31 protein-coding genes and 3 tRNA genes are annotated in these 24339 nt (G+C 31.9%); 33 read left to right on the top strand and 1 reads right to left on the bottom strand.

Annotation, left to right across the window (positions count from 1 at the left end):
- Nucleotides 1-30: 30 nt before the first annotated feature.
- A complete protein-coding gene (rlmB, locus tag ACTT88_RS03675; protein WP_440907971.1) occupies nucleotides 31-774 on the bottom strand; it encodes a 23S rRNA (guanosine(2251)-2'-O)-methyltransferase RlmB in 744 nt (247 codons plus the stop codon).
- 129 nt (nucleotides 775-903) lie between these two features.
- Between rlmB and ACTT88_RS03670 the strand changes: the two genes are divergently transcribed.
- From ACTT88_RS03670 to rplR, 33 genes are all read left to right on the top strand, one after another.
- Nucleotides 904-989 (top strand) — tRNA-Tyr (locus ACTT88_RS03670).
- Nucleotides 990-1033: 44 nt separating this feature from the next.
- Nucleotides 1034-1107, top strand: a tRNA-Gly gene (locus ACTT88_RS03665).
- 46 nt (nucleotides 1108-1153) lie between these two features.
- A complete protein-coding gene (tuf, locus tag ACTT88_RS03660) occupies nucleotides 1154-2344 on the top strand; it encodes an elongation factor Tu (protein ID WP_075503663.1) in 1191 nt (396 codons plus the stop codon).
- Nucleotides 2345-2354: 10 nt separating this feature from the next.
- Nucleotides 2355-2430 (top strand) — tRNA-Trp (locus tag ACTT88_RS03655).
- A gap of 17 nt (nucleotides 2431-2447) precedes the next feature.
- Nucleotides 2448-2639, top strand: a complete 192-nt coding sequence (secE, locus tag ACTT88_RS03650) for a preprotein translocase subunit SecE (RefSeq protein ID WP_072090353.1) — start codon at nucleotides 2448-2450, stop codon at nucleotides 2637-2639.
- Nucleotides 2639-3169 carry a transcription termination/antitermination protein NusG gene (gene nusG, locus ACTT88_RS03645; protein ID WP_440907970.1) on the top strand — a complete coding sequence of 177 codons (531 nt, stop codon included), beginning with the start codon at nucleotides 2639-2641 and terminating at the stop codon, nucleotides 3167-3169. The genes secE and nusG overlap by 1 nt, the downstream gene beginning before the upstream one ends.
- Complete coding sequence (gene rplK, locus ACTT88_RS03640) at nucleotides 3169-3594, top strand: 50S ribosomal protein L11 (RefSeq protein ID WP_440907969.1); 426 nt, start codon at nucleotides 3169-3171, stop codon at nucleotides 3592-3594. Before nusG ends, rplK begins: the two co-directional genes overlap by 1 nt.
- Entirely contained in the window at nucleotides 3594-4283 is a 690-nt protein-coding gene (rplA, locus tag ACTT88_RS03635) for a 50S ribosomal protein L1 (protein WP_440907968.1), read from the top strand. Before rplK ends, rplA begins: the two co-directional genes overlap by 1 nt.
- 5 nt (nucleotides 4284-4288) lie before the next feature.
- Nucleotides 4289-4807 carry a 50S ribosomal protein L10 gene (gene rplJ, locus ACTT88_RS03630; protein ID WP_440908622.1) on the top strand — a complete coding sequence of 173 codons (519 nt, stop codon included), beginning with the start codon at nucleotides 4289-4291 and terminating at the stop codon, nucleotides 4805-4807.
- Nucleotides 4808-4812: 5 nt separating this feature from the next.
- On the top strand, nucleotides 4813-5178 hold the full coding sequence (gene rplL, locus ACTT88_RS03625; RefSeq protein WP_145597943.1) for a 50S ribosomal protein L7/L12: 366 nt from the start codon (nucleotides 4813-4815) through the stop codon (nucleotides 5176-5178).
- A 56-nt stretch (nucleotides 5179-5234) separates the two neighbouring features.
- The gene (rpoB, locus tag ACTT88_RS03620; RefSeq protein ID WP_440907967.1) at nucleotides 5235-9323 is read left to right on the top strand and encodes a DNA-directed RNA polymerase subunit beta; all 4089 of its coding nucleotides are present in this window, start codon (nucleotides 5235-5237) and stop codon (nucleotides 9321-9323) included.
- Nucleotides 9323-13495 carry a DNA-directed RNA polymerase subunit beta' gene (gene rpoC / locus ACTT88_RS03615; protein ID WP_440907966.1) on the top strand — a complete coding sequence of 1391 codons (4173 nt, stop codon included), beginning with the start codon at nucleotides 9323-9325 and terminating at the stop codon, nucleotides 13493-13495. Before rpoB ends, rpoC begins: the two co-directional genes overlap by 1 nt.
- A 166-nt stretch (nucleotides 13496-13661) precedes the next feature.
- Nucleotides 13662-14033, top strand: a complete 372-nt coding sequence (rpsL, locus tag ACTT88_RS03610; protein WP_023853696.1) for a 30S ribosomal protein S12 — start codon at nucleotides 13662-13664, stop codon at nucleotides 14031-14033.
- The gene (gene rpsG, locus ACTT88_RS03605; RefSeq protein ID WP_440907965.1) at nucleotides 14033-14503 is read left to right on the top strand and encodes a 30S ribosomal protein S7; all 471 of its coding nucleotides are present in this window, start codon (nucleotides 14033-14035) and stop codon (nucleotides 14501-14503) included. The genes rpsL and rpsG overlap by 1 nt, the downstream gene beginning before the upstream one ends.
- A gap of 6 nt (nucleotides 14504-14509) precedes the next feature.
- Entirely contained in the window at nucleotides 14510-16588 is a 2079-nt protein-coding gene (gene fusA, locus ACTT88_RS03600) for an elongation factor G (protein ID WP_440907964.1), read from the top strand.
- Entirely contained in the window at nucleotides 16588-16896 is a 309-nt protein-coding gene (rpsJ, locus tag ACTT88_RS03595; protein WP_023853699.1) for a 30S ribosomal protein S10, read from the top strand. The genes fusA and rpsJ overlap by 1 nt, the downstream gene beginning before the upstream one ends.
- Nucleotides 16897-16898: 2 nt before the next feature.
- A complete protein-coding gene (gene rplC, locus ACTT88_RS03590; protein WP_440907963.1) occupies nucleotides 16899-17609 on the top strand; it encodes a 50S ribosomal protein L3 in 711 nt (236 codons plus the stop codon).
- Nucleotides 17609-18232 carry a 50S ribosomal protein L4 gene (gene rplD, locus ACTT88_RS03585; RefSeq protein ID WP_440907962.1) on the top strand — a complete coding sequence of 208 codons (624 nt, stop codon included), beginning with the start codon at nucleotides 17609-17611 and terminating at the stop codon, nucleotides 18230-18232. Before rplC ends, rplD begins: the two co-directional genes overlap by 1 nt.
- Before the next feature lies 1 nt (nucleotide 18233).
- The gene (rplW, locus tag ACTT88_RS03580; RefSeq protein WP_440907961.1) at nucleotides 18234-18527 is read left to right on the top strand and encodes a 50S ribosomal protein L23; all 294 of its coding nucleotides are present in this window, start codon (nucleotides 18234-18236) and stop codon (nucleotides 18525-18527) included.
- A gap of 3 nt (nucleotides 18528-18530) precedes the next feature.
- Entirely contained in the window at nucleotides 18531-19370 is an 840-nt protein-coding gene (gene rplB / locus ACTT88_RS03575) for a 50S ribosomal protein L2 (RefSeq protein WP_440907960.1), read from the top strand.
- Nucleotides 19370-19666, top strand: a complete 297-nt coding sequence (rpsS, locus tag ACTT88_RS03570; protein WP_023853704.1) for a 30S ribosomal protein S19 — start codon at nucleotides 19370-19372, stop codon at nucleotides 19664-19666. Before rplB ends, rpsS begins: the two co-directional genes overlap by 1 nt.
- 2 nt (nucleotides 19667-19668) lie before the next feature.
- A complete protein-coding gene (gene rplV / locus ACTT88_RS03565; RefSeq protein WP_440907959.1) occupies nucleotides 19669-20067 on the top strand; it encodes a 50S ribosomal protein L22 in 399 nt (132 codons plus the stop codon).
- Nucleotides 20051-20731, top strand: a complete 681-nt coding sequence (gene rpsC, locus ACTT88_RS03560; protein WP_072091187.1) for a 30S ribosomal protein S3 — start codon at nucleotides 20051-20053, stop codon at nucleotides 20729-20731. The genes rplV and rpsC overlap by 17 nt, the downstream gene beginning before the upstream one ends.
- Nucleotides 20731-21141 (top strand): 50S ribosomal protein L16, encoded by a 411-nt coding sequence (rplP, locus tag ACTT88_RS03555; RefSeq protein WP_023853707.1) that lies wholly within the window; start codon nucleotides 20731-20733, stop codon nucleotides 21139-21141. The genes rpsC and rplP overlap by 1 nt, the downstream gene beginning before the upstream one ends.
- Nucleotides 21141-21332 (top strand): 50S ribosomal protein L29, encoded by a 192-nt coding sequence (gene rpmC, locus ACTT88_RS03550; protein ID WP_440907958.1) that lies wholly within the window; start codon nucleotides 21141-21143, stop codon nucleotides 21330-21332. Before rplP ends, rpmC begins: the two co-directional genes overlap by 1 nt.
- Nucleotides 21325-21561 carry a 30S ribosomal protein S17 gene (rpsQ, locus tag ACTT88_RS03545; protein ID WP_023853709.1) on the top strand — a complete coding sequence of 79 codons (237 nt, stop codon included), beginning with the start codon at nucleotides 21325-21327 and terminating at the stop codon, nucleotides 21559-21561. The genes rpmC and rpsQ overlap by 8 nt, the downstream gene beginning before the upstream one ends.
- On the top strand, nucleotides 21561-21929 hold the full coding sequence (rplN, locus tag ACTT88_RS03540) for a 50S ribosomal protein L14 (RefSeq protein WP_023853710.1): 369 nt from the start codon (nucleotides 21561-21563) through the stop codon (nucleotides 21927-21929). The genes rpsQ and rplN overlap by 1 nt, the downstream gene beginning before the upstream one ends.
- Nucleotides 21929-22174, top strand: a complete 246-nt coding sequence (rplX, locus tag ACTT88_RS03535) for a 50S ribosomal protein L24 (protein ID WP_072091182.1) — start codon at nucleotides 21929-21931, stop codon at nucleotides 22172-22174. The genes rplN and rplX overlap by 1 nt, the downstream gene beginning before the upstream one ends.
- A complete protein-coding gene (gene rplE / locus ACTT88_RS03530) occupies nucleotides 22174-22728 on the top strand; it encodes a 50S ribosomal protein L5 (protein ID WP_440907957.1) in 555 nt (184 codons plus the stop codon). Before rplX ends, rplE begins: the two co-directional genes overlap by 1 nt.
- 2 nt (nucleotides 22729-22730) lie before the next feature.
- The gene (rpsN, locus tag ACTT88_RS03525; protein ID WP_023853713.1) at nucleotides 22731-23036 is read left to right on the top strand and encodes a 30S ribosomal protein S14; all 306 of its coding nucleotides are present in this window, start codon (nucleotides 22731-22733) and stop codon (nucleotides 23034-23036) included.
- An 11-nt stretch (nucleotides 23037-23047) separates the two neighbouring features.
- Entirely contained in the window at nucleotides 23048-23443 is a 396-nt protein-coding gene (rpsH, locus tag ACTT88_RS03520) for a 30S ribosomal protein S8 (RefSeq protein WP_075485249.1), read from the top strand.
- Nucleotides 23443-23982 carry a 50S ribosomal protein L6 gene (gene rplF / locus ACTT88_RS03515; protein WP_075503619.1) on the top strand — a complete coding sequence of 180 codons (540 nt, stop codon included), beginning with the start codon at nucleotides 23443-23445 and terminating at the stop codon, nucleotides 23980-23982. The genes rpsH and rplF overlap by 1 nt, the downstream gene beginning before the upstream one ends.
- Nucleotides 23982-24338, top strand: a complete 357-nt coding sequence (gene rplR, locus ACTT88_RS03510; protein ID WP_440907956.1) for a 50S ribosomal protein L18 — start codon at nucleotides 23982-23984, stop codon at nucleotides 24336-24338. The genes rplF and rplR overlap by 1 nt, the downstream gene beginning before the upstream one ends.
- Nucleotide 24339: the final 1 nt, after the last annotated feature.

Below are 24339 nucleotides of genomic sequence, written 5' to 3'. Positions count from 1 at the left end.
CGCAATAATTATTAACTATTTGTTAAATAATCAACTATTTTTTTTTATATAACTTAAGTGATGAAACACAATTGCTGCACTATTTGATATATTTAGACTTTCAATATCTTCATTAATATTAATTTTAACAAAAAAATCTGTATATTTACCTGTATGCTGTCTCATACCAGATCCTTCTGATCCAAATAGAAGGATATTATTTCCTTCCCATTTTATATCTGTGAAATCTTTTTGACCTTTTGCATCAAAACCATAAACCCAGAAGTTTTTTTCTCTTAAATTTTTTAATGTGGAATTAATGTTGGATACTTGGAATATATTCATGTGTTCCATACAACCACTTGCTGATTTATACATTAACTTACTGTTACGAGGAAAATGCCTCTCTTTAATTATTAATCCATCAATATCAAATGATGCTGCACTTCTAATTAATGAACCAATATTTCTTGGATCAGTAACTTCATCAAGACAGACAAATGTTAAATTATTTTTACCTTTTATAAATCGTTTCAGATCTGGTTGATCCAAATGTTCAATCTCTGCAACATACCCATTATGCATTAACTGTTCTTTTGATGTATACTTGTCTAATTCTTTTTTGGATTTAAAGTAAACTTTAACGTCTTCCAAAACATTTTTATTCGGATTTTTTCTATGAATATTTTTTTTAGACTCTTCAGTCAAAAAAACTCTTAAAACCTTTCTTTTAGGATTTCTAAGAGCTTCAATAACTGCGTGTTGACCAACAATGAAAAATGACGATTTATTCATAAATTAGTATCTGTTTTATACGGTTTTTTTAATATTTTCCTATTAAATCACGTGTTGCATTTGCATAAATAAAATATATAAAACGCTTGTTATTTGAAGCTTTATTGAACAAGGGGACACTTCCCCAAAGGAGGGGTTCCAGAGCGGTCAAATGGGGCGGGCTGTAAACCCGTTGACTTCGGTCTTCGAAAGTTCGAATCTTTCCCCCTCCACCATTTAATAAATTTTAGATAACATGGAGTGTTACTCTTGGGGTTGTGCGGGTGTAGTTCAATGGTAGAACGCTAGCCTTCCAAGCTGGATGTAAGGGTTCGATTCCCTTTACCCGCTCCAAGAAATTAAAATTATAAGAAACAAAAAAAACTGAGGTAGAAAAGTAATGTCAAAAGAAAAATTTGTAAGAAATAAACCCCACTGTAACATTGGGACTATTGGTCATGTCGACCATGGTAAAACAACTCTTACTGCCGCGATTACAAATGTATTAGCACAAGCTGGTGGTGGAACTGCAGTTGCTTATGATCAGATTGATAAAGCACCTGAAGAAAAAGAGAGAGGTATAACAATTTCAACAGCACATGTTGAGTATGAAACTGAAAAAAGACACTATGCTCACGTAGATTGCCCTGGTCACGCGGACTATGTTAAAAACATGATAACTGGTGCTGCACAAATGGATGGAGCAATTTTAGTTGTTAATGCAGCTGATGGTCCAATGCCACAAACAAGAGAACACATTCTTTTAGGAAGACAAGTTGGTATTCCTGCAATTGTTGTTTACTTAAATAAAGTAGACCAAGTTGATGATAAAGAAATGATTGAACTTGTTGAAGAAGAAATTAGAGAGCTTTTAACTTCATACAAATATCCAGGAGATAAAACACCAATCGTTAAAGGTTCAGCTTTAGCAGCAGTTGAAGGAAGAGATGATGAAATTGGAAAAAATTCAATTTTAGAATTAATGAAAGCTGTTGATGAGCATATTCCACAACCAGCTAGGGAAGTTGATAAACCATTCTTGATGCCAGTTGAGGATGTATTCTCAATTTCCGGAAGAGGAACGGTTGCAACTGGTAGAGTAGAGTCTGGTGTGATTAAGACCGGAGAAGAAGTTGAAATTGTCGGAATTAGAGAAACTAAAAAATCAGTTTGTACTGGAGTTGAGATGTTTAGAAAGCTTTTAGACTCTGGTGAAGCTGGTGATAACGTTGGAATTTTATTGAGAGGTATTGAAAGAACTGATATCGAAAGAGGTCAAGTTCTTTGTAAGCCTGGATCAATTACTCCACATACTAAATTTGAGGCTCAAGCGTATGTACTTAAAAAAGATGAGGGTGGAAGACATACTCCATTCTTTACTAAGTACAGACCACAGTTTTATTTTAGAACAACAGATGTTACTGGTGAAGTAGAATTACCAGCTGGTACGGAAATGGTTATGCCAGGTGATGATGCTAAATTTACTGTTAAACTTATTACACCAATTGCAATGGCAGAGAAATTGAACTTTGCTATTAGAGAAGGTGGAAGAACTGTTGGAGCAGGAGTAGTAACTAAAATTATAGAGTAACTCTATAAATAGGAGTGTAGCTCAATTGGTAGAGCGCCGGTCTCCAAAACCGGAGGCTGAGGGTTCGAGTCCCTCCGCTCCTGCCAATTTGAGCTTATATGTTATGAGAAACCCGATTAAATTTATTCAAGAAGTTAAACAAGAGGCTTTTAAAGTTACTTGGCCAACTTGGAAAGAAACATTGCAAGGTGCCTTAATGGTTTTTGTTATGGCAGTTGTTATGTCTTTATTTTTTCTTCTACTAGATCAGGTTTTAAAATTTTTCTTAGAACTTTTACTTAAAGTGAGCATTTAATGAAAAACTGGTACATAGTTCAGTCACACTCTAGTTTTGAGAATAAAGTTGCCTCTTTAATTAAAGAGGAGGCAGATAAAGCTAAAATTGCTGATAAATTTGAAGAGATTATTGTACCTACTCACGATGTTACTGAGGTTAAAAGAGGTAAAAGAGTTCAAAGAAAAAAGAAATACTTCCCTGGATATGTACTGATTAAAAGCGAGATGGATAATAATATTTATCACATGATTAAGAACATAAAGAGGGTTAGTGGTTTCTTAGGAACAAAAGGTATTCCTGTTCCAGTTTCAGACAAAGAAGTAGAGAAGATTTTAGGTCAGATTAAGGATGGTGTTGCTCAGCCAAAATCTGGCGTAGATTACAGTGTAGGTGAAAAAGTTCAGGTTGTAGATGGTCCATTTGCTTCATTTACTGGAATGATTGAAGAAATTGATGAAGAAAAAGCTAGACTTAAGGTGTCAGTTTCTATATTTGGTCGTCCTACACCGGTAGATTTAGAATATAATCAGGTTGAGAAGGTAAGTTAATGGCAAAAGAAATTAGTGGATTTATAAAACTACAAATTAAAGGCGGTCAAGCCAATCCAGCTCCTCCAGTTGGTCCTGCATTAGGTCAACGAGGTGTTAATATTATGGAATTTTGTAAAGCGTTTAATGATAAAACTAAATCAATGGCAGGCAAACCTGTTCCAGTTGAAATCACTGTATATAAAGACAAAAAATTTGATTTTAAAATTAAGTCACCACCAGCATCTTTTTATATTAAAGAAGCAGTAAAACTTAAAGGTGGATCAAAAGAACCTGGAAGAAACATTGTTGCTTCAATTTCTAAAAAACAATTAGAAACTATAGCTAAAGAAAAAATGAATGATCTAAATGCATATGATATTGAAGAAGCTATAAAAATTATTGCAGGATCAGCTAGATCAATGGGTATTGAGGTAAAAGAATAATGGCATCAAAAAGATACAAAAAATTACCTGAAAAGACAAAAGACTTAAACGCGGAGTCTATAGAAAAATTGTTACCTGAGCTTAAGAAAAATTGTACAACTAAATTTGACGAGTCATTAGATTTAAGTTTTCAAATAAATCACAAGCAAAAGAAAAGCGAAGTTAATATTAGAACAGTTGTTAATTTACCTGGTGGCACAGGTAAGAAAGTTAAAGTTGCTGTGGTTTGTGAAGATAATAAAGCGCAAGATGCAAAAGATGCAGGTGCAGATATCGTAGGTGGTGATGAATTTGTTGAAAGAATTAAAGGTGGAGAATTAAATTTTGAAAAATTAATTTGTACACCAGGAATGATGATTAAACTTTCTAAATTAGGAAAAGTTTTAGGACCAAAAGGTTTAATGCCTAACCCTAAACTTGGTTCAGTTTCTGAAAATATTAAAGAAGCAGTAACTAATGCTAAATCTGGTCAAGTAGAAGTTAGAAATGATAAAGACGGAAATATTGGAGTGAGTATTGGTAAAAAATCTTTTAGTGATGATCAATTACTTAAAAACTACAATGCAATTTTAGATGCTTTAGAAAAAGAAAAATCAAATAACACTTTAAAAGGTGATTTAATTAGAAGTGTATTTGCTACATCAACAATGGGCGTTTCGTACAAGGTTAAATTAGGGAAATCGATATAGTTATGATGAATAAAGAACAAAAGAAAAATTATATTGAAGAAATGACTAGTAAGTTTGAAAACAGCAAAGCTGTTATGGTTACTCATTACCAAGGTTTAACTATGATTCAGTTAGATGAATTAAGAGCCAAAATGAGGGAGCATGGAATCATATTTAAAATAACAAAAAATAGAATTACAAAATTAGCTTTAGAAAAAACTAAATGTAAAGATTTATCAAATTTATTTAATGGTCCTACAGCAGTAGCATTTGGAGAAGACGCTATAATGTCTGCAAGAATTCTTTCAAAATTTGCAAAAGACAACGAAAACTTAAAATTAATTGGTGGAATCATGGATAACGAGGTCTTAGATCAGGCCGGTGTCCAAAATGTAGCTAGTTTACCTACATTAGATGAAGCAAGAGCCAATATTGTGGGTATTTTGAACGCTTCTGCATCTAAATTAATCAGTATTTTGCTTGCACATTCAGAAAAAATGAGTAGTTTGTCCGCAGAAAATTCTGAAACACAACCCAAAGAGTAATACATATGCCTGACCTAAACAAAATTATTGAAGACTTATCAAGTTTGACTGTTGCGGAAGCAGCTGAACTATCAAAACAATTAGAAGAAAAATGGGGTGTAACTCCAATGGCTGCAGCAGCTCCAGCGGCAGCAGGTGGTGCAGCTCCAGCAGAAGATAAAGATGATTTTACAATTATGTTAGTTTCTGCAGGTGATAAAAAAATTAATGTTATCAAAGAAGTAAGAGCAGCTACTTCATTAGGATTAAAAGAAGCTAAAGATCTTGTAGAGGGAGCACCAAAAGAAGTTAAATCTGGTGTAAATAAAAAAGACGCTGAAGAGATCAAAGCTAAGTTAGAAGCTGCTGGCGCTAAAGTAGAACTTAAATAAATTAAATAGAAAGAATTCGAATACTGATTATTTTCAATCAGTATTAATAAACATAGATGCAATTATCTTTTACTGAAAAGAAAAACATTAGAAAAAGTTTTGGTAAACTAAAAGAGAGTTTATCTATACCTAACTTAATAGAAGTACAAAAAAATTCCTACAAAGAATTAACAGAATTTAATGTTGAGGCTACAGAACTTACTAAAGGTTTTGATAGAGTATTTAAAAGCATTTTTCCTATTGAAGATTTAAATGACAAGGCAACTTTAGAGTATGTTTCATATAGACTAGAGAAACCAAAATTTGATGTTGAGGAATGTATAGCAAGAGGACTTACATACTCATCAGCTCTTAAATGTACTTTAAGATTAGTAGTTTACGAAATAGATCAAGAAAATAATACAAAAGATATTTTATCAGCTAAAGAGCAAGAAGTTTACATGGGTGAAGTTCCTATGATGACCAACAGTGGAACATTTATAACTAACGGTGTTCAAAGAGTTGTAGTAAACCAAATGCACAGAAGTCCAGGAGTATTTTTTGATCATGATAAAGGAAAAACTCATGCGAGCGGAAAACTTTTATTTAATTGCAGAGTAATACCTAATAGAGGTTCTTGGTTAGATTTTGAGTATGATGTTAAAGATTTTCTATATTTTAAAATTGACAGAAAAAAGAAAATTTTTTCATCTACTTTATTATTAGCTTTAGGTTATACAAAATCAGAAATTGTGGATGAATTCTATGAAAGTGAACATTATACCTTTGATCCAAAAACAGAAAAGTGGAAAACTAAATTTAATCCTGAAAACTACAAAGCTAAAAATTTCTCAGAAGAAGTAATTGATGCAAAAACTGGTGAAGTGGTAATTAAATTAGGTGACAAGATTAATTTTTTAAGTGCAAAAAAATTGGCTAATGATGGTTTGAAAGACATACTAGTTTCTAAAGAGTCTTTGTTTGGTAAATTTTTACACAGAGATGTTAAAGTTAATGAAGAAGAGGAAGGTGTATTTAAAATTGGGACTGAATTAAATGATACAATTATTCAACAAATTTTAGATGCGAACATACATTCACTTCAAATTTCTGTTACAAACTCTATAAACAAAGGTCCTTATCTACTAACAACTATTTTAGCTGATAAAAATAATACTAAAGACGAAGCTATCACGGAAATCTATAAAATGTTAAGACCTGGAGAACCGCCAACTATAGAGATAGCAACTCAAATATTTAATAATCTTTTTTTTAGCTCAGATAGATATGATTTGTCTGATGTTGGAAGAGTTAAAATGAACTCAAGATTAAACCAAGAATGTTCTGATAAAATTACCATATTAAGAAATGACGATATCATAGCAATTATTCATAAAATGTTGGATTTACGTGATGGTAAAGATGATGTTGATGATATTGATCACCTAGGAAATAGAAGAGTTCGTTCTGTTGGAGAGCTAGTTGAGAATCAAGCTAGAATTGGTGTTTACAGAATGGAAAGAGCTATTAAAGAAAAAATGACAACTTTAGATGTTGAGTCAGCAATGCCACAAGATCTAATTAATGCAAAACCATTAACAGTTTCATTGAAAGATTTTTTTGCAAGTTCACAACTATCTCAGTTTATGGATCAAACAAATCCTTTATCTGAAATAACTCATAAAAGAAGAGTTTCAGCTTTAGGTCCGGGTGGTTTAACAAGAGAAAGAGCAGGTTTTGAAGTAAGGGACGTACATCCAACCCACTATGGAAGAATTTGTCCAATTGAGACACCAGAGGGTCCAAATATTGGTTTGATTAATAGTTTATCTACTTATGCAAAAATTAATAAGTATGGCTTTATTGAAAGTCCTTACAAAAAAGTAAAAGACGGTGTTGTCCAAGATAAAGTTGAATACTTGTCAGCAATGGAAGAAACAAAATTCACTATTGCTCAAGCAAATACAAAACTTGATAAAAATGGAAAAATCACTGAAGAACTAGTTTCATGCAGACAAAACCTAAACTTTCTTTTAGCAAAACCTGATTCTATTGATTACATTGATGTATCACCAAAACAATTAGTTTCAGTTGCAGCATCTTTAATTCCATTCTTGGAAAATGATGATGCAAACAGAGCTTTAATGGGATCAAATATGATGAGACAAGCAGTTCCATTATTAAAACCTGAGTCTCCACTTGTCGGTACAGGAATTGAAAGCGATGTTGCTTTAGATTCTGGGGTTACTATTGTTGCTAAGCGTGATGGAGTTGTTGATAAAATAGATGGTAAAAGAATTGTTATAAAAGTAACTGAGGAAACAGACTTTAGTAAGTCTGGTGTAGATATCTATAATCTTCAAAAATTTAAAAGATCAAACCAAAATACTTGTATAAATCAAAGACCACTAGTTAGAGTTGGTGATAAAGTTAAATCTGGAGATATTATTGCAGATGGTCCTTCTACAAAATTAGGTGAACTTGCTTTAGGTAAGAATGTTACTGTAGCATTCATGCCGTGGCAAGGTTACAACTTTGAAGACTCAATCTTAATTTCAGAAAGATGTGTTACAGATGATGTATTCACATCTGTTCACATTGTTGAATACGAAATAATGGCAAGAGATACAAAGCTTGGGGAAGAAGAAATAACTAGAGATATACCAAATGTAAATGAAGAGGCTTTAAAAAATCTTGATGAATCAGGAATAGTTTATATTGGTGCAGAGGTTAATGCTGGTGATATTTTGGTTGGTAAAGTTACTCCAAAAGGTGACTCAGCATCTGGTCCAGAAGAAAAATTATTAAGATCAATTTTTGGAGAAAAAGCTATTGATGTAACTGATACATCTTTAAGAATGTCTAGAGGATCAAGTGGAACAGTAGTTGATGTAAGAGTATTCAATAGACATGGAATTGAGAAGGACGAAAGATCAATAACTATTGAAAGAGCTGAAATTGAGCAAGTACAACAAGATAAAATTGTTGAGGAAGAAATATTAGAAAGAAGTATTAAACAAAGAGCTTCACAATTCTTGTCAGGATCATCTTTAACTAAAAAAGTAAAAGATTTATCAGAAGGAACTAAGTTAGATTTTGATACAATTAATACATTATCAATTAATGATGTATTCAAAATCACAGTAGGAAATGTAAATAACGAAGCAACATTAGCTCAATTAAAAGATCAATATAATAAAGCGAAACAAGACATAACTGAGAGATTTGAAGACAAAGTTTTAAAAATTAGAAGTGGTGATGATTTATTACCAAGTGTTATGAAAATGGTAAAAGTATTCGTTGCGATCAAAAGAAGATTAAGACCTGGTGATAAAATGTCTGGAAGACACGGAAACAAAGGAGTCGTAAGTAAGATTGTACCTGTTGAAGATATGCCATATAGAGAAGATGGTAGACCAGTTGATATTGTGTTAAATCCATTGGGTGTTCCAAGTAGGATGAATGTTGGTCAAATTCTAGAGACACATTTGGGTTGGGCATGTAAAGAATTTGGTGAACAAGTTAAAAATTTAGTAAACGAAAACAACAAAAAAATTGAAAGAACAGAAAAAATTGAAAAATTCTTAAAATCTGTTTATGGAGAAGAAATTTTTAATGATAAAGTTGACAAGTTAAGCAAGAGTGAATTTAAAGATCTTTGTGAAAATTTACAGAATGGTATCGCAATCTCAACGCCTGTTTTTGATGGTGCTAAAGAAAAAAATGTTACAGAGATGCTTGAACTAGCAAATTTACCAGGATCTGGACAAACATATTTATGGGATGGAAGAACAGGTGAGAAGTTTGATAGACCAGTTACTGTTGGAATAATCTACATGCTAAAACTTCACCACTTAGTCGAAGATAAAATTCATGCAAGATCTACAGGACCCTACAGTTTGGTTACACAACAACCACTTGGTGGTAAAGCACAATTGGGTGGTCAAAGATTTGGTGAAATGGAAGTATGGGCACTTGAGGCATATGGTGCATCATACACATTACAGGAAATTTTAACTGTTAAATCTGATGACGTTGCAGGAAGAGTTAAAGTTTATGAAACTATAGTTAAAGGTGAGGAAAATTTTGAATCAGGAATACCGGAGTCATTTAACGTATTAGTCAAAGAGATTAAATCATTAGCATTAAATGTGGAGCTTAATTAATGAAAAAAGAATTAACAGATCTATTTAAGGGCAGCGAAATTTCAGAAGCTCAAAATTTTAATAGCATTAAAATTTCACTTGCTAGCCCAGAGAAAATTAAATCTTGGACATTTGGTGAAATTAAAAAGCCTGAAACAATTAATTATAGAACGTTTAGACCTGAAAAAGACGGTTTGTTCTGTGCAAGGATTTTTGGACCAATAAAAGATTATGAGTGTTTATGTGGTAAGTATAAACGAATGAAATTTAGAGGAATTATATGTGAGAAATGTGGTGTTGAGGTTACAAAATCAAATGTAAGAAGAGAAAGAATGGGCCACATTAATCTTGCTACACCGGTAGCACATATTTGGTTCTTGAAGTCTCTTCCAAGCAGAATTGCTTTAGCAGTAGACATGAAATTGAAAGAAATAGAGAGAGTTCTTTATTTTGAAAACTTTATAGTAATAGAACCTGGTTTAACTGGTTTGCGGAAAAATCAACTCTTAAATGAGGAAGAATTAGCAAAATACCAGGATGAGTTTGGTGAAGAAAGTTTTACAGCAGGAATAGGGGCAGAAGCTGTTCTTGAGATGCTGAAAAATTTAGATTTAGAATTAGAAAGAAAAAACCTTGTAAGCTTTATTAAAGAAACCAAATCAAAAGTTAATGAAGAAAGAGCAATTAAAAGATTAAAATTAATCGAGTCATTTATTGAAACAGGTCAAAAACCTGAATGGATGATTATGACTGTAGTGCCAGTTATACCACCAGAACTAAGACCATTAGTTCCTCTAGACGGCGGAAGATTTGCTACTTCAGATCTTAATGATTTGTATAGAAGGGTAATCAATAGAAATAACAGATTAAAAAGATTAATGGATCTTAAAGCTCCAGATATCATTGTAAGAAATGAAAAAAGAATGCTTCAAGAGTCTGTAGATGCTCTATTTGATAACGGAAGAAGAGGTAGAGTAATAACAGGAACAGGTAAGCGACCACTTAAATCTCTTGCTGAAATGTTAAAAGGTAAACAAGGAAGATTTAGACAAAATTTATTAGGTAAACGAGTTGATTATTCTGGAAGATCAGTAATCGTTGTTGGTCCTGATTTAAAACTACATGAGTGCGGTTTACCAAAAAAAATGGCTTTAGAATTATTTAAACCATTTTTATATGCAAGATTAAACAAATTAGGCTTAGCTTCAACAATTAAACAAGCTAAAAAATTAGTTGAAAAAGAAACTAACGCAGTTTGGGATGCTTTAGAATTGATAGTTAGAGAACATCCAGTACTTTTAAATAGAGCACCAACACTTCATAGACTTGGAGTTCAAGCATTTGAGCCAAAATTAATTGAAGGAGATGCAATTGAATTACACCCTTTAACTTGTGCAGCATTTAATGCTGACTTCGATGGTGACCAAATGGCAGTGCACGTGCCGTTAAGTTTAGAAGCACAATTAGAGGCAAGAATTTTAATGTTATCTACAAATAATATTCTTTCTCCATCAAACGGTAAACCAATTATTGTTCCGAGTCAGGATATGATTTTAGGAATATACTATCTATCACAGGAACCTATATCTGATAAACCAGCCGGATACTTTACAAATTCAGATCAAATTGAATTTGCATTATCATCTGGTCAAATAAATGTTCATAGCACTATTATTTCAAGATATGAGACTGTAGATGAACAAGGTAACAAAAAAATAGAAAAATATACTTCCACCGCAGGAAGATTTTTGTTAGCTAATTTGCTTCCTAAGAATAGTAACATTAAATTCTCTTTAGTAGATAGATTATTACCTAAAAAAGTAGTTTCAGAAATAATTGATGTTGTATTTAGATTTTGTGGTCAAAAAACAACTGTAATTTTCTGTGATAAGCTTAAAGATTTAGGATTTAAACATGCGTTTAAAGCAGGAATTTCGTTTGGTAAAGACGATCTTGTAATCCCTGCAAATAAAACTCAATTAATTGATGATACTAAGAAATTAATCGCAGATTATGAAACCCAATATGCTGAAGGTTTAATTACAAGAGGTGAAAAATATAACAAAGTTGTTGATGCTTGGTCTAAGTGTACAGATAAAGTTGCTGGAGAAATGATGAAGGGAATTTCAGCTACAGAGAAAACTGACGAAGGATTAAAAATAAATTCTGTGTTTATGATGGCTGACAGTGGAGCCAGAGGATCTGCTGCTCAAATGAAACAATTAGCTGGTATGAGAGGTTTGATTGCTAAGCCTTCAGGGGAAATTATTGAAAGTCCGATTATCTCAAACTTTAAAGAAGGATTAACTGCTTTAGAGTATTTCAATTCTACACACGGAGCTAGAAAAGGATTAGCAGATACAGCTCTAAAAACAGCTAGTTCTGGATATTTAACAAGAAGACTATGTGATGTAGCTCAAGACTTAACAATAACCAAAGTTAAATGTGATGATCCTGGATTTATTGAGCTTTCTGAAATTTTAGAGGGTGGTAATGTTGTTGTTAGTTTATCTGAAAGAGCATTAGGAAGAGTTACAGCAGCTGAAGTTAAAAACCCTTTATCAGGTGAAGTAATAATTAAAAAATCTGAAATGATTGATGAAACAGGTTGCGATAAAATAGATGCAGCAGGTGTTAAATCAATAAAAGTTTATTCAGTCATGACATGTAGTTCTAAAGAAGGTGTTTGTGCTACTTGCTACGGGCGAGATTTATCAAGAGGTAAGATGGTTCATGTTGGAGAAGCTATTGGAATGATATCTGCTCAATCAATCGGAGAACCAGGAACACAGTTAACAATGAGAACTTTCCACGTAGGAGGAACAGCTTCAGTTAAGCAGGACTCACAAATTGTAACTAAAAATGAAGGAACATTAAAAATTATAAACTCAAATATATTAGAGGACTCTAAAAAGAATTTAATTGTAATGGGTCGAAACACTCAACTTTCAATAGAGGATGACAAGGGAGTACAGATAGCAGTTTATAAAGTTGCTTATGGATCAAGACTATTTTTTAATAACGGTGATAAAGTAAAAGCGAATACTAAAATATGTGAATGGGATCCTTATACTACTCCAGTTATAGCAGAGAAAAGTGGTACAGCTAGTTATGTTGATTTAATTGATGGTGTTTCAATTCAAGAAACTACTGACGATGCAACTGGAATTTCTTCTAAATCAGTTATTGATTGGAGAGGCCAATCAAAAAGTACTGATTTAAAACCTAGAATTACTTTAAGGGATGAAAAAGGAAATGTGATTAAAAAAGCTGATGATAATGAAGCAAGATATTATTTAGTACCAGATTCGATTTTATCAATTAAGGACGGTCAAAAAGTTTATGCAGGTGATGTAATTGCAAGATTACCTAAGGAAACTACAAAAACAAAAGATATTACCGGAGGTCTTCCAAGAGTTGCTGAGTTATTTGAAGCTAGAAAAGCTAAGGACAGTGCAATAATTGCTGAAAATGATGGTAGTGTTGTTTTTGGTAAAGAGGTAAGAGGCAAACAAAGAGTATCTATTGTTCCTGAAGATGGATCAGAACCTTCAAATTATTTAATTCCAAAAGGCAAACATATCAATTTCAACCCTGGTGAAAAAATTCAAAAAGGAGAATATCTTTTAGATGGTCAACCATTGCCACATGATATTTTAAGAATTTTAGGTATTAAAGATTTAACAGAATACTTTGTTAACCAAGTTCAAGAAGTCTATAGATTACAAGGTGTAATCATAAATGATAAACATATTGAAACTATTTTAAGACAAATGCTTAAAAAGATTGAAGTAAAAGTGTCAGGTGACTCAAGTTATTTACCTGGTGAAGTGATTGATAGAATTAAGTTTGATAATACAAACGAAAAATTAGTTGCTGAAGGCAAAACCCCTGCTGTTGGTGAGAGAGTTCTGATGGGTATCACTAAAGCCTCACTTCAAACAGAGTCGTTTATTTCAGCTGCTTCGTTCCAAGAAACAACAAGGGTATTAACTGATGCTGCAATTAAAGGAAAAGTTGACCCATTAAATGGGCTAAAAGAGAACGTAATTGTTGGAAGATTAGTTCCTGCAGGTACTGGTAATATTAAAAATAGATGGAACAATAAAGCTCTAAAGGATGATAATAATTTCTTAGCTGAGCAGGATAAAATAGAAGCTTCAGAACCTGAAGAAACACAGACAAATCAGTAAAAAAATCGCCTAAAAATTGCAGTTTTAGTTTGACAAAGGGCTATTAATAAGTAATTTGGCGATGTTTTTGGTTGGAATGTAGTGCTTCTAACGGTACTAAACGCTGCCACAAAATAACCTGTCAGTTATTTTCATCTAAAAATAAATTAATTAATTTTAAAAATTTATGCCAACTATTAATCAGTTGTTAAGAAAAAAAAGGGTTAAACCAGCGGCAAGGAACAAAGTTCCTGCTCTACAAAAACAACCTTTAAAGAGAGGCGTCTGTGTAAAAGTTTATACAACAACTCCTAAAAAACCAAACTCTGCACTAAGAAAAGTTGCTAGAGTGAGATTATCAAATGGATTTGAAGTTACAGCTTATATTCCTGGTGAAGGTCATAACCTTCAAGAACACTCGGTAGTATTGATTAGAGGTGGTAGGGTAAAAGATTTACCAGGTGTTCGTTATCATATTTTAAGAGGTAATCTAGATACACAAGGTGTTGCAAATAGAAAACAAAGAAGATCTTTATACGGAACGAAAAAAGGTAAATAATGTCTAGAAAAAAAACTCAACCTAAAAAAAATGTAGTTCCAGATCCAAAATTCAAATCAACCATTATTCCTAAATTAATCAACAATATCATGTATGATGGCAAAAGAGGTATTGCTACCAAAATAGTTTATGACGCTATAGATAAAATTAAAACAAAAACTAAGGATGAACCGATTAATATTTTTAATGAAGCAATTAATAACATCAAACCAACTGTAGAAGTTAGATCTAGAAGAGTTGGTGGTGCAACTTATCAAGTTCCTGTTGAGGTAAAAAGTAAAAGAGCACAAGCTTTAGCTATTAGATGGTTAGTTGAGTCAGCAAGAAAAAGAAAAGATAAACATATGGCAGATAAAATTTTTAATGAGCTTTATGATGCTTATGAAAAAAAAGGTGCTGCTGTTAAAAAAAGAGAGGATGTACACAAAATGGCAGAGTCCAATAAGGCCTTTGCTCACTTTAGGTGGTAATAAGATATGGCTAGAACTCACACATTAGATAAATACAGAAACATTGGGATCATGGCTCATATAGATGCTGGTAAAACAACTACTACAGAAAGAATTTTATATTACACAGGTAAAAGTCATAAAATAGGTGAAGTACACGATGGTGCAGCAACCATGGATTGGATGGAGCAAGAACAAGAAAGAGGTATTACAATTACTTCTGCAGCAACTACTTGTTTTTGGAATGATCACAGAGTTAACATTATAGATACTCCAGGCCACGTAGACTTTACTATTGAAGTAGAGAGATCTTTAAAAGTTTTAGATGGTGCAGTAGCTGTTTTTGATGGTGTAGCAGGTGTAGAACCACAATCTGAAACAGTGTGGAGACAAGCTGATAAATACAAAGTTCCAAGAATTTGTTTTGTAAATAAGCTTGATAGAACAGGTGCTGATTTCTTTAGATGTGTAGACATGATTAGAGATAGATTGGGTGCTAAGCCATTAGTATTACAAGTTCCTATTGGAATTGAAGCCTCTCTAACCGGAGTTGTTGATTTAGTTAAAATGAAAGCTCAAGTGTGGAAAAATGAGGCTTTAGGTGCAGAATGGGAATACAAAGATATTCCTGACGATCTTAAAGAAATAACTGAAAAGTATAGAACAGAATTAATTGAAACTGCTGTAGAACAAGATGAAAAGTTAATGGAGTCTTACTTAAATGGAGACGAAATTAAGGAAGAAGATTTAGTTAAATGTATAAGAAAAGGAACATTGAATTTTAGTTTTGTTCCTGTTTTAACTGGATCTGCCTTTAAAAATAAAGGTGTTCAGCCTTTACTGGATGCAGTTGTGAACTACCTGCCAAGTCCAGTTGATATTGGTTCAATCAAAGGAACAAAAGTTGGATCAGAAGATGAAATAGAAATGAAATTTGATGATGGTTCTTCTTTTTCTGGTTTAGCGTTCAAAGTTGCAAACGATCCTTTTGTAGGTTCTTTAACATTTGTTAGAATTTATTCTGGTACAATTAAGTCTGGAACTGCCGTATATAACTCTTCATCTGATAAGGAAGAAAGAGTTGGTCGTATGCTTTTAATGCATGCTAATTCAAGAGAAGACATTAAAGAGGCTAATGCAGGTGATATTGTTTCACTAGCAGGATTAAAAAATACAATGACTGGTCACACTTTATGTGACAAAGAAAATCCAGTTTTATTAGAGCCAATGGAATTCCCAGACCCAGTAATTGAAATTGCGGTAGAGCCAAAAACTAAAGGTGACCAAGAAAAAATGGGTGAAGCATTAGCAAGATTAGCTAAAGAGGATCCATCATTTAGAGTTTCTTCAGATGAAGAATCAGGTCAAACAATCATTAAAGGTATGGGTGAACTTCACTTAGATATTATTGTTGATCGAATGAAAAGGGAATTTAAAGTTGAAGCAAACGTAGGTGCTCCACAAGTTGCTTACAGAGAAACTATAGAAAAATCTGCTGAGTACGAATACATACATAAAAAACAAAGTGGTGGTGCTGGTCAGTTTGCAAAGGTTAAATTATTTGTTGAACCTCAAGAACCAGGAAAAGGAAGAGAAGTTGAAAGTGCTATTAAAGGTGGAGCTATTCCAAAAGAATTTATTCCTGGTGTTGAAAAAGGTATTGAAACTGTCTCTGATAGTGGAATTTTGGCAGGTTTCCCAATGATTGATTACAAAGTAACTATTGTTGATGGTTTACATCACGATGTTGACTCAAGCGTTTTAGCTTTTGAGCTTGCAAGTAGGGCATGCTTCAAAGAAGCTTGTACTCAAGGAGGATTAAAACTTCTAGAACCGATTATGAGAGTAGAAGTTGTTACTCCCGAGGATTATATGGGAGACGTTATTGGTGATTTAAACAGTAGAAGAGGGCAAATTAGCACTCAAGAACAAAGAGGAAATGCAACTGTAATTACAGCTATGGTTCCTCTAGCCAATATGTTTGGTTACATTAATAATCTTAGATCAATGTCACAAGGAAGAGCACAATATTCAATGTTCTTTGATCATTATTCTAAAGTTCCTCAAAACGTTCAAGACGAAGTAACTAAAAAGGTAGCAGGATAATGGAAAAGCAAAACATAAGAATAAAACTAAGAGCGTACGATAATAAGGTTCTAGACGCTTCAACAGAAGAAATTGTAAATACAGTTAAAAGAACTGGAGCTACAATTAAAGGTCCTATTCCATTACCTACAAGAATTGAAAGATACACTGTATTAAGATCACCTCATATAGATAAGAAAAGCAGAGAACAGTTTGAGTCAAGAACACACAAAAGATTAATAGATATCATTGAACCAACACCACAAACTGTAGAAGCATTGATGAAACTTGATTTAGCTTCTGGTGTAGATGTGGAGATAAAAATTTAATTATGAGCGAGATAGCTTTATTAGGAAAAAAAATAGGAATGACGAGAGAATTCTATAAATCTGGTCAGTTAGTTCCTGTAACTGTGCTTAAGGTTGAAAAAGCTAGAGTTATTCAGGTTATTGAAGAGGAAAAAAGAGGATACAAAGCTGTTCAGCTTGGATATGGAAAGATTAAAAATTCAAAATTAACAAAAGCAATGAAAGGTGTTTTTTCTAAAAAAAATACAGAAGCTAAAAAAAAATTAAAAGAATTTAGAGTAAATGATACTTCTGTTTACAAAGAAGGAAACGAGTTTGGTTTAGAAATATTCAAAGATATTAAATTTGTAGATACAAGATCAAAGACAATTGGTAAAGGTTTTGCAGGTGCTATGAAAAGACATAATTTTGGTGGTTTAAGAGCCAGTCACGGTGTTTCAATATCACACAGAGCACATGGCTCAACTGGACATAGTCAAGATCCAGGAAAAGTTTTTAAAGGAAAAAAAATGGCTGGTCATATGGGTGACAAGCTAAGAACAATGCAAAATATAGAAATAATAAAAACAGACTTAGAAAACGAACTTCTTTACTTAAAAGGATCAATTCCTGGTTCAAAAAATTCTGAAGTAATGGTTAAAAAATCAGTAAAAAATATAAGCAAAATGACAATTGGTGAGAAACAAGCAGCTGCTGAAGAGGCTAAAAAAACACCTGAGAAGAAGAAAAAATAATGAAATTAGATAAAATTAGCATTGACGGAAAAAAAGATAGTATCGAAGTTTTGGATAAGATTTTTTCTGCTAAAATTAACCATAAATTAGTTAGCGCTGTTCTTTATAAAACAAATGCTAATTACAAAGGAAGACATGCCAAAACTAAACAACAAAATGAAGTAAAAGGACCAACTTCAAAAATATATGCTCAAAAAGGAACTGGTGGTGCAAGGCATGCTAGTAGAAAAGCTCCTATATTTGTTGGTGGAGGTATTGCTCATGGACCAAAAGGCGAATTAGCATACAAGAAAAGAAAATTAAATAAAACTGAGAAAAAACAGAGCGTAGCTTCATTAATTACTGAAAAAAATAATAATAAAAATTTATTAATCTTATATGATTTTAGTTCTGAAATAAAAAAAACAAAAGAAATGAACTCAATTATTAATAAACTTGAAATTAAAAATTCACTAATAATTTTAGATAAAAATTCTAAAGAAAAAATTGAAAAATCAGTGAGAAATATTCCAAATGTTAAAGTTACTGATGTAAATCATTTTAGTGCTTACGATATTATTAAATTTAAAAAAGTTGTTTTTACAGAAAGTTCAGTGAAAGAATTAGAAAAGAGATATTCATAAAATGGAAAAAATACACTTATACGACAAAATTCTTTCACCAGTTGTTACTGAGAAATCAACTAACTTATCTGAACTGAATAAAATTGTTTTTAAAGTTCCAAATGGTGCAAATAAGAAAAATTTAAAAAAAAATATTGAGAAAATATTTAAAGTTAATGTGACTAAGATAAATATTATTAACAAACAAAATAGAATAAAAGTTACCAGAGGTAGAAAAGTAAAAGTATCTGGATATAAGAAAGCAATAATTACTCTAAAAAAGGGTCAGAGCATTGATCTAACAACAGGAATTTAATAAATGGCATTAAAAACTTTTAAACCATATACAAAATCTACAAGAGGCACTATTTTAGTTGATAGAACTGGTTTATGGAAAGGTAAACCATTCAAGACCTTAGTTTCACCTAAAAATGCGATGAAAGGTAGAAATAATAACGGTCATATTACCTCTATTAATAGAGCTGGTGGACATAAAAAAATGTACAGACATGTGGATTTTTATCGAAAAAAATTCGACATGGAAGCCAGAGTTGAAAGAATTGAATATGATCCTAATAGATCATGCTACATCATGTTAGTTAAATTTGAGGATGGAACTCACTCATATTTCTTAGCACCACAAAAAATTAAAGTTGGAGATAAAGTTGAAAGTGGTTCCAAAAAAGAAATTAAAATTGGTAATTGTATGCCATTGCAAGACATTCCAGTAGGTATCAATATACATAATGTCGAGATTCAGCCAGGTGGTGGTGGAAAGATTGCTAGAGCAGCTGGTTCATCAGTTACTATTAGTGGTCTAGATGGAAACTATAGTTTAATAAAACTAGCCTCAGGTGAAGTGAGAAAAATAGATTCAAGAGCTTTAGCTACAATTGGAATTTTAAGTAATCCAGATCAAAAAAATATTAAAATTGGAAAAGCAGGTAGATCAAGATGGTTGGGTAGAAGACCTCATACTAGGGGTGTTGTTAAAAACCCAGTTGATCACCCACATGGAGGTGGAGAAGGTAAATCTGCTGGAGGAAGACATCCAGTTTCACCTACAGGACAATCTGCTAAAGGTTTAAAAACTCGAGATAATAAAAGAACAGATAAATTTATAATTAAGAGAAGAAATAAGAGGAAGGATACTAAGTAATGGCTAGAGCAGTTTGGAAAGGACCGTTTGTAGAAGAAAGCTTGATGAAGAAAGTCGACAAGTATAAAGACGATCCAAAGAAAATTCCTATTAAAACTTGGTCAAGAAAATCTACAATTTTACCAGATTTTGTAGGGGTAAGTTTCCAAATTTATAATGGTAAAAAATTTATACCAATAACTGTTTCAGAAGATATGGTTGGACATAAATTAGGTGAGTTTGCGCCAACAAGAACATTTTTTGGTCATACACCGGCTGATAAAAAAGCTAAACCAGCAACAGCAGAGAAGAAATAATTATGGGCAAGAAAAAGAAAATAGATAAATCTAAAGAAAAAACAGTGAAGTCTGTTAATAACGGTATTAGATCAAGTGTTAGAAAGTTAAATCCAATACTTAGAAGTATTGTTGGTAAAAAAGTTGATGTTGCAATTAGAGATTTACAGTTTTCAGAAAAAAGAGTTACTAGAGATGTTAGAAAAACTATCAGTTCAGCAGTAGCCAATGCTGAAAATAATTTTCAATACGATATTGATAAATTAATAGTTAAAGAAGCATATTGTGGAAAGAAAATAGTTATGAAAAGATTTAGACCAAGAGCCAAAGGAAGAGCGGCACCAATATTAAAACCTTGGTCAACTGTTACAATAATTTTATCAGAAGCAAAACAAATGGAGAAGCATGGGGCAAAAAGTTAATCCTGTAGGTTTTAGACTAGGTGTCAACAGAGGATGGGACTCTGTATGGTATGCTAAGAAAAAAGATTTTGGAAATTACCTAATCGAAGATTTTAAAATTAGGGAATATATCAAGAAAAATGTAATCAACTCTGGTGTATCTAAGGTGATGATCGAAAGAACATCTAATAAATGTTATGTTACAATCTATACTTCTAGACCTGGATTTGTTATTGGAAAAAAAGGAAGCGATATAGACAAAATTAAAAATAATCTTTCAAAATTTACATCAAATGAAGTTAACCTAAATATTAAAGAAGTTAAAAAACCCGAAACTAATGCTTATTTAGTAGCTGAAAACATAGCTCAGCAGCTTGTTAAAAGAATTTCTTATAGAAGAGCCATGAAAAGAGCAATGCAATCATGTATTAGATTGGGAGCCAAAGGAATAAAAGTTTCAGTTAGTGGAAGACTTGGTGGAAATGAAATAGCAAGAACAGAGTGGTTAAGAGATGGAAGTATTCCATCACATACTTTAAGAGCTGATATAGATTATGCAGAAGCAGAGGCTCTTACGACATATGGAATTATTGGTATTAAAGTTTGGATTTATAAAGGCGAGGTATTTGCTAGAGAATTTAGTCAAGAAACTAACAAGGTAACACCAAAGGAAGGTAAACAATAATGCTTCAACCAGTAAGAACAAAGTGGAGAAAAGCGCATAAAGGTAGAATTCATGGTAATGCTACAAGAGCTAGTACTATTAACTATGGTGCTTATGCTTTAAAAGCTTTACAGCCTGAAAGAGTTACTGGAAAACAGATTGAAGCTGCAAGAGTTGCTTTAACGAGACACATGAAAAGACAAGGAAGAGTTTGGACAAGAATATTTCCAAATATACCAGTTTCAAAAAAACCAATTGAAGTCAGAATGGGTAAAGGAAAAGGTTCACCAGAATACTTCGCGTGTAGAGTAAAACCAGGAAGAATATTATTTGAAGTTGATGGTGTTTCGGAACAAATTGCAAAAGAAGCTTTATATAAAGCATCAGCAAAATTACCAATTAAGACCAAAACAATTAAGAGATTTGCATAATGAAAAAAAAAGAAATTAAAAAATTATCAAAGGACGAAATTGTGAAGAATATTGATAAACTTAAAAAAGATCTTTTTAATTTTAGATTTCAAAAAATGAATTCACAGGTAACAAACCCAGCTAAAATTGGGGAAACTAGGAAAACAATAGCAAGATTAAAAACAACTTTAAAAGGAAAAGCAAATGCCTAAAAAAATACTTACAGGTGTAGTTATAAGCGATAAACCAAATAAAACAGTTACTGTTATGGTAGAACGTAAATATTCTCATCCAGTTCTAAAAAAAGTAATCAGAGTTAGAAAAAACTATAACGCTCACGATGAAAATAATAAGTTCAAAACTGGTGATAAAGTTTCAATTATTGAGAGTAAACCTTTTTCTAAAAATAAAAAATTTCAAGTTATGGAGAGTACAAAGTAATGATTGGTGTTCAAACAGAGTTACAAGTAGCTGATAATACTGGTGCAAAAAGAATTGAATGTATTAAAGTTCTAGGTGGATCTAAAAGAAGATACGCTAGTATTGGTGATACAATTGTAATTGCAGTTAAAGAGGCGATACCTAAAGGAAAAGTTAAAAAAGGATCTGTCCATAAAGCTGTAGTTGTAAGAGTTAAAAAGGGAATTCACAGAAATGATGGTTCTAAAGTAAGATTTGACAATAATGCTGCTGTGTTAGTTGATGACAAAGGGGAGCCAGTAGGAACAAGAATTTTTGGACCAGTTACAAGAGAATTAAGAAGCAGAGGTCAAATGAAAATTATTTCTTTGGCACCGGAGGTTTTATAATGATTAAAAAAGGTTTGAAAGTAAGAGTTTTAGCTGGCAGAGATAAAAAAAAAGAGGGTGAAGTAATTGAAATCGATAGAGTTAATAATAGAGCTAAAGTTAAAGAAATAAACATGGTTAAAAAACACGTTAAAACAACAAAAGAGAAAAAAGGTGGAATTTTTCCAAAGGAAAGCTTTATCCATATTTCTAACTTAAAACTAATTGATGAAAAAACGGCTAAGAAAAAAGAGGCTAAAAAATAATGACACCAAGATTAAAAGAAGTATTCAATAAAGAAATACAGCCTGCATTAAAAGAGCAGTTTGGTTTTAAAAATATTTACATGACTCCTAGAATTGAGAAAGTTGTTTTAAATATGGGTCTCGGTTTAGATGCTACAGACTCTAAAATTTTAAAATCATGTGAAGAAGATATGGCTAAAATTACTGGACAAAAACCACTTACAACAAAATTTAAAAAATCAGTTGCTAATTTTAAAACCAGAAAAGGATCAAATGCTGGTTTAAAGGTAACATTAAGAAAAAATAGAATGTATGAATTCTTAGATAGATTGGTGAATATAGCATTACCAAGGATTAAAGATTTTAGAGGTTTGTCTTCAAAAGGCTTTGATAAATTTGGTAATTATACATTTGGAATTAAAGAGCATATAATTTTTCCAGAAGTAAGCTTTGATAGAGCAGACAAAGTTAGAGGTTTGGATATAGTAATAGTTATAAAAGCAATCAACAAAGAGCATAGTTTTGCATTACTAGAAAAAATGAATTTTCCATTTATCAAAAAAGGAGATAATTAAACATGGCAAAGTTAAGCGCTGTTAATAAAAATAAAAAAAGAATTAAGCTTTCAGATAGGCTTTATAAGAAAAGACAAGCATTAAAGAAGATTGTAATGGATAAAAAGATTCCACTAGAAGAAAGATTTAAAGCGCAACAAAAATTATCTAAACTGCCAAGAAACTCGGCTAAAACAAGAGTTATGAATAGATGTGAGATTACTGGAAGACCTCATGGTGTTTACAGAAAATTAAAGATTTCAAGAATTGCATTAAGACAATTAGGATTACAAGGAAAGATACCTGGTTTAGTTAAATCTAGCTGGTAGAAAGGAAAATTATGAGTTTAAGTGACCCGATAGGAGATATGATTGCAAGAGTGAAGAATGCTCAAGCTAGAAATCATAAAAAAGTTGAATTACCTTCATCTAATTTTAAAACAAAAATTGCAGATATACTAAAAAATGAAGGTTTTATAAAAGATTTTAAAGTAAGTTCTGAAGAAAAAAAACCAATTTTATCATTAGAGCTTAAGTACCATTCAGGTAATCCAGTAATTAGTGCTTTTGAAAGAGTGTCAAAACCTGGAAGAAGAATTTTTTCTTCTGCTGATAGCTTGCCTAAAATAAATAATGGTTTAGGAATTGCTATTGTTTCAACTCCAAAAGGAGTAATGACAGACATAGATGCAAGAAAACAAAAAGTTGGTGGCGAAATAATTTGTAAGGTATTTTAATGTCTAAAATAGGAAAAATTAACATATCAATCCCTGAAAAAGTAAAAGTTGCTTTAGCTGGAAATATTATAAATATAGAAGGACCTCTAGGGAAAAAATCAATCAATGTGGATCTAGATATGTTTAATTTAGACATAATTGAGGGTAAAGAAATTTCTATTAAACCAAAAAAAGTAGATCAAAACTCAAAAAGACTTTGGGGAATGAATAGAAGTTTAATCAATAATGCTGTTATTGGATCCAGCACAGGTTATGAAAAAACCTTAGAATTAGTTGGTGTTGGTTATAGAGCAGCCTTAAAAGGAAATCAGTTAAACTTACAATTGGGATATAGTCATGATATCAATTTTGACATACCAGAAGGCATTAAAATTGCTGTTGAAAAACAAACAACATTAAAAATTACAGGCTCTGACAAGCAGCTAGTAGGTGAAGTTGCTTCTAAAATCAAAACATTAAGAAAAATTGAGCCATATAAAGGGAAAGGTGTTCGAGAAAAAGGACAGTATGTTCTTAAAAAAGAGGGTAAGAAAAAGTAATGAAATTAAACACTAGTATAAGAAAAAGATTTAGAGTTAGTAATAAAGTTAAAAAAGTTGCTCCAAAAGATAGATTTAGATTAAGTATCTCTAGATCATCAAAAAATATTTCAGCTCAAATAATTGATGATACAAAAAAAGTAACCTTGTTATCAGCTTCATCTATAGAAAAAGACCTTAAATCAGCAGACAAAGTTAATAAAACTGAACTATCTAAATTGGTTGCTCAAAAATTAGCTAAAAAAGCTCAAGAGAAAAATATTACTAAAATTTACTTTGATAGAGGTTCTTACAAATATCACGGTAGAATTAAAGTTTTTGCAGAAACTTTAAGAGAAAATGGAATGGAATTTTAAT

The sequence above is a fragment of the Candidatus Pelagibacter sp. genome (assembly GCF_052046145.1).
In the GTDB taxonomy this organism is placed as follows: Bacteria; Pseudomonadota; Alphaproteobacteria; order Pelagibacterales; family Pelagibacteraceae; genus Pelagibacter.
The sequence above is the reverse complement of the archived record's forward strand: the minus strand, read 5'-3'. Positions and strand labels throughout refer to the sequence as shown.